Source organism: uncultured Sphingomonas sp., from assembly GCF_964237335.1.
GTDB lineage: Bacteria > Pseudomonadota > Alphaproteobacteria > Sphingomonadales > Sphingomonadaceae > Sphingomonas.
The window spans coordinates 25,442-32,786 of record NZ_CAXSHM010000033.1; the positions used below are offsets into that span (position 1 = coordinate 25,442).

The window sequence follows — 7,345 nt, forward strand, 5'->3', positions numbered from 1 at the left end:
GACCTGTCCGGCACGGCGATCATACGCCAGCGGAACAGGGATGAGACGATGAAGATTGCGATCGCCGCGCTTGCAGTCGTGTGTGCCGGGCCAGCGGCCGCGCAGCAGGCCTACCAAAGTCCCGTCTACGCCATCAACGGCCCGCGGATCGAGCTTCGTGCGGGTTGGGACGACCCCGTGATCGATGCGACGGTGACCTCGGGCGGGACGACAAGCAAGGGCAGCAGCGGCGTCAGCGGGGTCGGCTATGGCGGCGAGGTCGGCTACGACATCACCACCGGCGGCGCGATGCTCGGTATCTACGCCGGGATCGACGGGACGACGGCAAAGGACTGCTCGCCCGTCTATGGCGCGGACAGCTTCTGCGTGCGGCCGGGCCGGAACATCGCGGTGGGTGCTCGTGTCGGTTATCCGGTCGGGGTCAATTCCGACGTGTACCTCAAGGGCGGCTATTCGAACGGTCAGGTCCGGGCCAGCTACCGGGATGGCTTTGCGGCGGACAACCTCGACGGGCACGACAATTTCAGCGGCTATCATGTCGGCGTCGGCGGCGAACTGGGTCTCGGCAGGCATGCCTATACGAAGCTGGAATATGTCTACACTCACTATTCCGGGTACAAGCTGAACGAGGGTAGCGACAGCGGCTCGCTCGATGCTCACCGACACCAGGTGACCGCGGGCTTCGGCTTCCGCCTCTGATCTCGGGCCAGCATCTTGGCTCGGATGCTGGCCCTGACGACCGGAAGGCGTGGCGGCGTCGATGCGGTTCGATCGTCAAGGAGAACTCTCGCTAGGCTAGCATCGCCGCCGCTCCATTGGTGAACCCATGCTGTCGAGCGCGTTCAGGCGCGGGCGACGGGGATGCGCGTAGCGGCGGCGCATGGACATGATCCGCGAGCTCGAACCCCATCTCCGCGCCGTTTCAGGCGCACGGCTGTCGTGGGGGTTGTACTGCCCGCGCGAGCGACGGTGGTTGGACGCATCGTTCGCGACGGAGCAGGCGGCACGCGAGGCGATCCCGATCATTGCGTCATCGAGCAGCCGGTGAGCGGCGGCGAGACATTGGCGCTGGTCGTGGCGGCGGTCACCGCGTCGATGATGCTGGAGCGTTTCTGGCATTGGCTCGGGGGCGCGGGACGGGCCTTGTTGGAGCCATCATCCACCCGGCGGCAGACCGGCTTCGTCAAACGGCGGGACTTAAGCGCTTCGGTTCGGCAGAGGCGACTGCGAGGGCGGCGTGGATGGCGGTCTCCACCGCCATCGGCATGACGCCGTCGACGATGCCCCTTGTCGACTGACCCGCAGGCGGTGAGCGTGCTGCCGGACGCCGCTGACTAACCCTCGATCACATGCGGCACGAACCGCGCGGTGTTGCCGGTGATGAGCCCGTCCTCGCGAATCCCCATCCCGGCCGGCTCGCCATCGACGATCCAGCTGCCGATCACCGGAAAGCACCCCGGTGCGGTCTCGGGCAGCGGGTACAGCTCCTGATAGACGAAGCCTGCCGCGCCATAGTCGCCGCCGGTCTGCGCGATCACCGCGCCGGCCTTGCGGACCGACACGTTCGCGCCCTCGCGTGCGAGCAGCGGCTTGGCGACTGCATCGGCGCCGGCCGGCGGCTCGCGTGAGGCGCCCAGCAGGTTCGGATGGTGCGGGAACAGCTTCCACAACACCGGCAGGATCGCCTTGTTCGACCAGATCATCTTCCAGATCGGCTCCAGCCACAGCGTGCGGTCGAGGCTCTGGACCAGTTGCGGACCGAACGCCTCGTCGACCAGCCACTCCCACGGGTAGAGCTTGAACACCGCGAGGATCGGCCGCTCCTCCAGATCCACGAACTGGCGCTCGTCGGCGTGCCAGCCGATGTCGGCCATCACGATCGGCAGCGTCGTCAGCCCAGCCGCCGCCGCGGTGTCGCGCAGGTACGATGTCGTGATCGTGTCCTCTCCGGCGGCGTCGGCGACGTGCGCGAAGTGCAGGAAGCCGTGCAGATGGGGGTTCAGGTCGCACCACTTCGCTACCAGCCTGTCGTGCAGGCTGGTGAACTGGTCGAGCGCGGGGAACACCTCCTCCTTCCACGCCCATTGCACCACCGCCGCCTCGAGCAGCGATGTCGGCGTGTCGCAGTTGAACTCGAACAGCTTGGGCGGCCCCTTGCCGTCGTAGCCCAGATCGAACCGGCCGAAGTTCAGCGCGGGCGGCTCGTCGTTCCAGGCTCGGCGGATCGCGTCGTGGCAGAAGGCGGGGATGCCGAACGAGGCGAGCAGGTCGGGGCGGTCGACGACGTGTTGCCCGGCTTCGAGGAACAGGCGGTATAGCTCGGCGGTGGCGGCCTCGATCTCCTCGATCTGCGCGAGCGTGAAGCTGTAGCAGGCGCTCTCGTCCCAATACGGCCGACCATCGACGGTGTGCCAGATCAGGCCCAGCGCCTCGACCTTCGCCTGCCAGTCGACGCGCGGCGTGATGGTGCGGCGGATCACTCCCCGGCGGCGCCGTGTCCGCCGCCTTCTCCGCCCTCCCCACCTTGCGCGGAGGAGCCGAACCCGCCGCGGCTGATCGCGGCGGACCGCGTCATCGCGACCTCGGCCGGCGCGCGGCCGTAGGACGTGCCGGCCCGGCCGGTGAAGGATCCTCCACGCACCGGATCGCCATAATAGGGCACGACGCTGCTGCGGCCGAGATAATACCAGAGGAACGGGCTGACCCCACCGCCGTGACCGGCCTCGGCGGTTCGCGGGCATTGCGCGTCAGGTACCCGCTTGCCGCTCCTGTCGACACAGATGGCGGTGTCGCGATCGGCGGTCCAGCCATTGTCCTGCCGCTGGCACCCGGCCGCCAGCAACGTCGCCGCCAACGCGGTCGTGATCTTCAGATCGGCTTTCATCGCGTCCCCCTCCTAAGCGGGATCATCGCGCGGATTTCGGCATCGCGAAAGGGGGTCGCGGCTCGCGCTCGCGACGGGACTGGCCAGGCGTCGGGGCAGGTTTACTGGAAGGGGATTCGAGGGGCGGCATTACGCGGTCGCCGCCATGTCGAATACCGGATACCACCTCCACCCGAATACCCCGCAGTCACAGCACGAGGAGCGCGAGCATGAGCGCGATCAGCATCGCAGTGAACCGCTTCGGGATCGGCGTTCGACCCGACCAGGCGTTGCCGACCGATCCTCGGCGCTGGTTGATCGACCAATTTGGTCGCTACGATCCGCGCCCAGCCCCCATTGCCACTACGGCGAACAGCGCCGCGGTGGCGGGCGAGCTGACGGATTACCAGCGCGAGGAACGGATGCTGCGTCAGGGCCACGGTCGCGTGCGCGCGCCGGTAGCGCCGGTGGCGCCCGCCACCTCCCCGGCCGTTCCGGCCCCATCGGCCGCTGGCGCCCCTCAGACGTTGCCCGGTGAACAGCAGGCCCCCGCCAAGATCGACCGCAGCGAGGCGCAACGGCTTGCCCGGAAAGCGGCCGGGACCGAGGCGCGCCAAACCTATGCCGAGGCGGTTGCGGCACGCGCGGGCGTGGCCTTCACCACCGACGCGCCCTTCGTCGAACGGCTGGTGTGGTTCTGGGCCAACCACTTCGCGGTCTCGATCGACAAGCTGCAGGTGGTCGGGCTCGCCGGGACGCTCGAGTTCGAGGCGATCCGCCCGCACGTGCTCGGCCGCTTTTCCGACATGCTGTTCGCCGTGGAGCATCACCCGGCGATGCTGCTCTACCTCGACCAGGCGGTGTCGATCGGCCCGAAGAGCCAGCTCGGCGAAACGAACTACCGGCGCGGCAACCGCAAGCTCGGACTGAACGAGAACCTCGCCCGCGAGATACTGGAGCTGCACACGCTGGGCGTCCGCACCGGCTACACGCAGGCCGACGTCACCGAGTTCGCGCGTGCGTTGACCGGCTGGACGGTCTCGGGGATCGGTGGCGGCCCGCTCGGACGGGTGTTGGAAGGGTTCGGCACTCCCGGTCGGTTCGTCTTCGCCGAGCCGATGCATGAACCTGGCGCCCGCACGATCATGGGCAAGCGATATTCCGATCACGGCGTCAAGCAGGCGCAGGCCGTGCTCGACGACTGCGCGGCCTCGCCCGCGACCGCCCAGCACATCGCGACCAAGCTCGCTCGGCATTTCGCCGGCGACGATCCGCCCTCGGCGATGGTCGCGCGGCTCGCGCAGGCGTTCCTCGGCTCAGGCGGCGATCTGCCGACGGTCTACGCCGCGATCGTCGACTCGCCCGAGGCGTGGATCGAGACCCCGGCCAAATTCAAGACGCCGTGGGAATGGAGCATCTCCGCCTACCGCGCGCTAGGCACGCAGCAGGTCCAGCCCGCCGTCATCGTCGGTCTCCTGAACCAGCTCAGCCAGCCTGTGTGGAAGCCGGGACAGCCGGTCGGCTATGACGACGTGGCCGCGAGCTGGGCCGGCCCCGACGCCGTGCTGCGCCGGGTCGAGGTGGCCGAGCGCTTCGCAAGCCGCGCACCGGCGACGATCGATGCCGGCGCGCTTGCCCCCAGATTATTTCCCGACACGCTGAGCGCCGCCACCGTGCAATCGCTGCAGCGGGCCGAAAGTCCCGCCCAGGCCCTCGCGCTGTTGCTCGTCGCGCCCGAGATGATGCGGAGGTAGTCGGGCGCCTGTCTCAGCGCATCAGCCCGGCCGATCGGAGCGCGGCCTCGATCGTGCCCTGGATCCCGCCAGTAGCCGTGGCGCCGGGCAGCGGGTGCTTCGCCTGGGTCTGCGGGGCGTCCGCCGCAGGCCGCTCGCGGTCGGCAGCCGTGACCTCGGGGTCGAGCAGGCCCCAGCGCGCGGCGCTGTGCCACGTCGCCGAAACGCCCACGTCGAGCATGTAGGGCGCGGGTGACCCGCAGGCGGTCGCGCCGACGGTCGCGATCGGGGTGCCGTGGCCCATGCCGGCGATCCGCCAGTCCTCGAGGCACAGGCGGCCGCTGTCGTCCCGCCACTCGCGACGGACCGCGCCGTCGACCGTTTCCTCTCGGTTCGGCGCGGTCGCGAGATCGTTGACCGCGCGCCACTGTTCGAGGATCGCCTCGGCATTGCTCGGTGCGACCGTCGCATCGGCGCCGCCGTGCCAGACGGACACGACCGGCCAGGGCCCGTGGTGATCGGACGCCTGCCGCACGTGAGCGCCGGAGCGGGCGGCGTCGAGGTGGCCGTGGCCGCGCATCCGCTCGAACGCCTGCGGCATCGTGCTGGCCGCGCCGGCCGGCAGCCCGGCGATGATCGCGCCGCCTGCGAAGACGTCGGGATAGCTCGCCAGCAACGACGACGCCATCGCGCCGCCCGCCGACAGCCCGGTCACGAAGACGCGCGCCGGGTCGATTCCATGCCGTTCGACCATCGCGGCGACCATCTCGCGGATCGACAGCGCCTCGCCTGACCCGCGGCGCGTGTCGTCCGGCGAGAACCAGTTGAAGCAGAGATTGGGGTTGTTGGCCCGCTGCTGCTCCGGGAACAGCACGGCGAACCGGTGCCGCTCGGCCAGCGCCGACCAGCCCGAGCCGAGATCGTACCCGGCCGCGGACTGCGTGCAGCCGTGCAGGACGACGACCAGCGGCATCGGGCTGGTCGTCTCGGGACCGTAGCGCCACGCCTTCAAGTTGCCCGGGTTCGAGCCCGCCGCGGCGAGCGGCTCGAGGCGGGCGGGCGACGCGCCACGTGATGCCGGCGCGGCCTGCGCGTCGCGGAGTCGTTCGATAACATTGCCAAGATGGCGCATGACGCCTCCGTCGGTCGAGGAGCGCGACACGCCAAAACGACGCATCCATGCTGCACCGCAACATTTAGCGCGCCCGCATCAAGTTACAATGCGCTTGTCAGGATTCGGGACGCGAACGGCTTTGCTTTGAGCGCGCGATGCCGGAGCCGAACGCACATCGCCCTCGACAACAACAGTCGAGTCATTTGTTAAACCGGCGGCAGCTTTATCAATGTTCTCTTCGATCTCCCGCCAAGTTAAGATCGTCGCGCGCGATCTGACCCAAAGTCGTCCCGATACGGGAGACGTTCGATGACCTATGTTCAGACACTCTATCACCAGACGGCAGTTCTTCGCGAGGAGACCGCGGCGGCGCGGGCCAAGTGCGTGGAAAGTGCCCGCGCGCACAACATCCTGGCCGATCTGCATCGAAGTCAGGCGTCGGTTCCGGTCCAGACCGACGTGACGCAGGACATGTCGCGCTCGACCGGCACGACAAGCCCCGACGCCAGGATCGTCATGGTCCTGCGCGAGCCGCCGCGCCCCTGATCGCGCCCCGCCCGCTGGCCCGCTGCCTGCCGGGGATCAGGCGAGCGGACGCAGGCGGCGGTGCAGGTAGTTCTCGTCGAACCCGGCGATCTGGACCAGCTTGGTCGGATCCAGGATCGTCGCGCTGCCCCGGCTCAGCGCCAGCGCGCCCAACAGCCTGAGTTCCTTCAGGACCCGGTTGATGTGGACCGCGGTCATGCCGAGCGCGTCGGCCAGGATGATCTGCGACAGCGGCAGCGCGAACTTGTCGTCGTGCGTCAGGCCGATGTTGCGGGCCCGCAGGTACAATTCGCAGATCAGATGCGCTACGCGCTCGATCGAGCTGCGCCGTCCCATGCTGACGATCCACGCGCGCATCACGCCTTCGTCGACGAGCTGGGCCGTGTACATGGCCTGCGCGATGCTCGGATGCTCCTGCATCAACGTCTGCATCTCGGCGCGCGACACGGTCGCGACCAGCGCGGGCGTCACCGCCTGGATGCCGTGGTCCATCTCCGCCAGCAGCTTGATGTGGAGGTCGCAGGCGTCGCCCGGCATCAGGAACGCCATGATCTGGCGACTGCCGCTCGGCAGGATCTTGTAGCGGCAGATCCACCCTTCCAGCACCACGAACATCGGGCCGGTCTCGTCGCCCTCGCGGATCAGGTCCTTGCGCGCGGCATAGCGCCGGGGACGCGCGGTCGCCGCCTCCAGCGCCACCACGTCGACGGTACTGAGATCGACCAAGCCGCTCAAATTCTGGACAAACGGGTTGGGCATATCGGGGTTGTACCGTTGACCTTGCGAATGCGACAGTGCGAACGAACATTGCCCATTATTATTATGGATTGAGTATGTTGGAGACAGGCCGGTGTACCACGGCGGCACCGTCGAGAGGTCGCAGAGACCGACGGAACATAAACGCGATGCTCTGCCCGTCCAAGGTCTAATCCATGTCTATTACAAATGATAGTTCCGCCGAGCCGGGCGCCACGTCGCCGCTGCCCGACGCGCACGGCCAGGCCGCGCTGCTGCTTGTCGAGAGCCTGATCCACGGGTGTTGATTTCCACTGAGAGCTGACCCGGAGAAGGCATAGATTTCCACCGAGA

General features: G+C 68.3%; 8 protein-coding genes. 3 read left to right on the plus strand and 5 right to left on the minus strand.

Annotation, left to right across the window (positions count from 1 at the left end):
• The first annotated feature begins 48 nt into the window (after positions 1-48).
• On the plus strand, positions 49-699 hold the full coding sequence (locus tag ACFE65_RS14190) for an outer membrane protein (protein ID WP_375383019.1): 651 nt from the start codon (positions 49-51) through the stop codon (positions 697-699).
• Between the two features lie 323 nt (positions 700-1,022).
• On the opposite strand, the gene ACFE65_RS14195 is transcribed toward ACFE65_RS14190, so the two are convergent.
• The 3 genes from ACFE65_RS14195 to ACFE65_RS14205 all read right to left on the minus strand — a co-directional run bounded on the left by ACFE65_RS14195 (position 1,023) and on the right by ACFE65_RS14205 (position 2,884).
• Complete coding sequence (locus ACFE65_RS14195; RefSeq protein WP_375383020.1) at positions 1,023-1,163, minus strand: hypothetical protein; 141 nt, start codon at positions 1,161-1,163, stop codon at positions 1,023-1,025.
• Between the two features lie 171 nt (positions 1,164-1,334).
• Complete coding sequence (locus ACFE65_RS14200) at positions 1,335-2,480, minus strand: glutathionylspermidine synthase family protein (RefSeq protein WP_375383021.1); 1,146 nt, start codon at positions 2,478-2,480, stop codon at positions 1,335-1,337.
• Positions 2,477-2,884 (minus strand): hypothetical protein, encoded by a 408-nt coding sequence (locus ACFE65_RS14205; protein ID WP_375383022.1) that lies wholly within the window; start codon positions 2,882-2,884, stop codon positions 2,477-2,479. Before ACFE65_RS14205 ends, ACFE65_RS14200 begins: the two co-directional genes overlap by 4 nt.
• A 209-nt stretch (positions 2,885-3,093) precedes the next feature.
• Here ACFE65_RS14205 and ACFE65_RS14210 point away from each other — a divergent pair, with 209 nt between their 5' ends.
• Entirely contained in the window at positions 3,094-4,617 is a 1,524-nt protein-coding gene (locus tag ACFE65_RS14210; RefSeq protein WP_375383023.1) for a DUF1800 family protein, read from the plus strand.
• A 13-nt stretch (positions 4,618-4,630) separates the two neighbouring features.
• Here ACFE65_RS14210 and ACFE65_RS14215 read toward each other — a convergent pair whose 3' ends face one another.
• On the minus strand, positions 4,631-5,728 hold the full coding sequence (locus ACFE65_RS14215; RefSeq protein ID WP_375383024.1) for an alpha/beta hydrolase family esterase: 1,098 nt from the start codon (positions 5,726-5,728) through the stop codon (positions 4,631-4,633).
• A gap of 291 nt (positions 5,729-6,019) precedes the next feature.
• Between ACFE65_RS14215 and ACFE65_RS14220 the strand changes: the two genes are divergently transcribed.
• Entirely contained in the window at positions 6,020-6,256 is a 237-nt protein-coding gene (locus tag ACFE65_RS14220) for a hypothetical protein (RefSeq protein WP_375383025.1), read from the plus strand.
• Between the two features lie 36 nt (positions 6,257-6,292).
• Here ACFE65_RS14220 and ACFE65_RS14225 read toward each other — a convergent pair whose 3' ends face one another.
• Positions 6,293-7,015 carry a Crp/Fnr family transcriptional regulator gene (locus ACFE65_RS14225; RefSeq protein ID WP_375383026.1) on the minus strand — a complete coding sequence of 241 codons (723 nt, stop codon included), beginning with the start codon at positions 7,013-7,015 and terminating at the stop codon, positions 6,293-6,295.
• Positions 7,016-7,345: the final 330 nt, after the last annotated feature.

Excerpts from the sequence above, each read along its gene's own strand:
- ACFE65_RS14190 (WP_375383019.1), top strand. The coding sequence starts at position 49 with ATGAAGATTGCGATCGCCGCGCTTGCAGTCGTGTGTGCCGGGCCAGCG.
- ACFE65_RS14205 (WP_375383022.1), bottom strand. The coding sequence starts at position 2,884 with ATGAAAGCCGATCTGAAGATCACGACCGCGTTGGCGGCGACGTTGCTG.
- ACFE65_RS14210 (WP_375383023.1), top strand. The coding sequence starts at position 3,094 with ATGAGCGCGATCAGCATCGCAGTGAACCGCTTCGGGATCGGCGTTCGA.
- ACFE65_RS14215 (WP_375383024.1), bottom strand. The coding sequence starts at position 5,728 with ATGCGCCATCTTGGCAATGTTATCGAACGACTCCGCGACGCGCAGGCC.
- ACFE65_RS14220 (WP_375383025.1), top strand. The coding sequence starts at position 6,020 with ATGACCTATGTTCAGACACTCTATCACCAGACGGCAGTTCTTCGCGAG.
- ACFE65_RS14225 (WP_375383026.1), bottom strand. The coding sequence starts at position 7,015 with ATGCCCAACCCGTTTGTCCAGAATTTGAGCGGCTTGGTCGATCTCAGT.